We start from the raw sequence: 2,121 nt of genomic DNA on the forward strand, positions 1-2,121 counted from the left end.
CTGGGCCCCAATGACCGAGATCCTCTTCGCCCAGGCGCACGGGATCGCCGAAGAATACGAGCAGGGGCGGCGAATCCTCGACACCGTGCTCGGCGGCTCCGCCGGGCAAAGCCGCATCTGGGCGGCGGTCGCCCGCCTGCAAACCGTCGAGCTGGAGCGGAGCTCCGGGAACGTCGGCGCGGCGCTCGCCGCCATGTCCGTGATCGCGAAGACCCCGGCCCCGGACGTGCTCCGGCACTCGCTCTGCATGAATCTCGCCTGGTACACCCAGGAGGTCGAGCTCGGGCAGGTCGCCGAGGAGTGGTCGCGCGCCGCGCACCAGTTCAACGGCGGGCGGGTGAATCCGCGCGTGAACGGGCTCGTGGACAGCCTGCGCGGGGCCTACGCGCTCCGCTCGGGTGCCCCGGAGGAGGCGCTTCGCTCGCTCATCCGCTGCCAGGAGACGACCGCGGGGCTGCGCAACCCGCAGCTGCTGCGCTACGACGCGAACCTCGTCGAGGCCTGGTTCGCGCTCGGGGAGCCCGCGCGGGCCGCCGAGGCGCTCGACGCGTTCCGGGAGCGTGCGGCGCGAACCCCCTCGCGCTGGGCGGAGCTGACGCTCCGGCGGAGCGAGGCCCTCCTGACGGGTGGCGCGGACTCCGCACGGGTGTTCGCCGAGGTGCTACAGGCGTTTGGCTCGGATGAGCTGCGCTTCGAGTACGCCAACACGCAGGCCGTGTTCGGGGCCCGGCTCGCCGAGCTCGGCGAGGCCGCGCCGGCCACGCAGCTCCTGCGCGCCGCCGAGCAGAGCTTCCGCGACATCGGTCTGCCGAAGTGGGCCGCCGCGGTGCGCGGCTCCGCGCCGGGGCGGGGCCCGAGCGGCGAGCACCCGCTGCTCGCCCGCCTCACGGAGCCCCAGCGGGACGTCGTGGAGCTCGTGCTCGCCGGGCACAAGAACCGGGACATCGCGCAGGCGCTGTTCCTCTCGGTGCGCACGGTCGAGGTCCGGCTGACCGGGGTCTACCAGAGCCTCGGGCTGAAGTCGCGCTACGAGCTGATCTCTCGGCTCAGCTCCCCCGACACCGGCCACGACGCGGGGGCCGCCGCGGAGCGGTAACCCCGGCGGACGGCTCGCCTCGGCACCCGGGAGCCCGTTCCGGGCCGGGGCACGGCATCCCCCGCTATTTCCGGATGGCCTCGGCGGGCTCCGCCCGTGCCGCGACCCACGCCGGATACGCGGCCGAGAGCACCCCGGCCAGGGCCCCGGCGGTGATCCCGACCGCCACGACCGCCGGGGCCAGTACCGGGGTCCATCCCCGGGCGGCGCTGACACCGACGAGCGCGATCAGTCCGATGCCCGTGCCTGCGGTGCCGCCCACCACCCCGATGAGGAACCCCTCCAGCATGAACAGCCGCCAGATGACCGCCCGCGATGCGCCGAGCGCGCGGCGCAGGGCCACCTCCGGGGCGCGCGCCTGGACCGAGAGGTACATGGACGTCGCCGAGCCGAGCGACGCGATGACGAGCAGCACGACGGACACGAGCGCGATGAGCTGGCTCAGGTCCTCCGCGACGCCCTGCGAGAGTTGCCGCAGATCCGCGACCGCGCTCACGGAGACGGCGCCCGGGTCCCCCGGGTTCAGGACCGCAGGGATGGCGTTCGCGAGCGGGAGCGCATACCCGGCTTCGGCGCGCACGGAGAGGGTGAGCGCCTGTGCGGGGAACACCGCGGCCCCGTCCAGCGAGAGCACGAGCGCCCCCTCCATGCGGGCGTCTGCTCCGAGGCGCTGCGGAGCCTCGAGCCAGGCGAACGGTTGGTTCTCAATCCAGATCGTTGCCCCCGGGCCCGGAACGGTGAGGCCGAGCCCCTCGGCGAGCCTCGGGCCGAGCATCGCAACCCGCGCCGGGGAATCCGGATCGAGCCACGCGGACTGCGCCGGGGTGCGCCACTGGGCTCCCAGGTGCGCGAATGCCTCCGCGTCCAGGAAGCGGACATCGGGGGCGGACACGGTCACCCGGTCCGTGACCCCCGGGGGGAGCGCGGACAGCGTCAGGGAGGTCGAGGAGCGTGCTTCCTTGCCGATGGAGCGCACCCCGGGCAGCGCGGTTATTCGCTCGCTCACGCTGCGCCCCCCGGCGACC

The 2,121-nt window shown here is 74.3% G+C and carries 2 protein-coding genes; one reads left to right on the forward strand and one right to left on the reverse strand.

Going from position 1 to position 2,121, the window contains the following annotated elements; all coding sequences use genetic code 11:
• A partial coding sequence (locus OOT08_RS18680; RefSeq protein WP_325094404.1) for a LuxR C-terminal-related transcriptional regulator occupies positions 1-1,096 on the forward strand: 1,096 nt, incomplete at its 5' end.
• 64 nt (positions 1,097-1,160) lie between these two features.
• Here OOT08_RS18680 and OOT08_RS18685 read toward each other — a convergent pair.
• The coding region (locus OOT08_RS18685; protein WP_325094405.1) for an ABC transporter permease at positions 1,161-2,121 on the reverse strand (961 nt) is incomplete at its 5' end.

It is taken from the genome of Leucobacter sp. M11, assembly GCF_035726885.1.
Lineage (GTDB): Bacteria > Actinomycetota > Actinomycetes > Actinomycetales > Microbacteriaceae > JAPFRB01.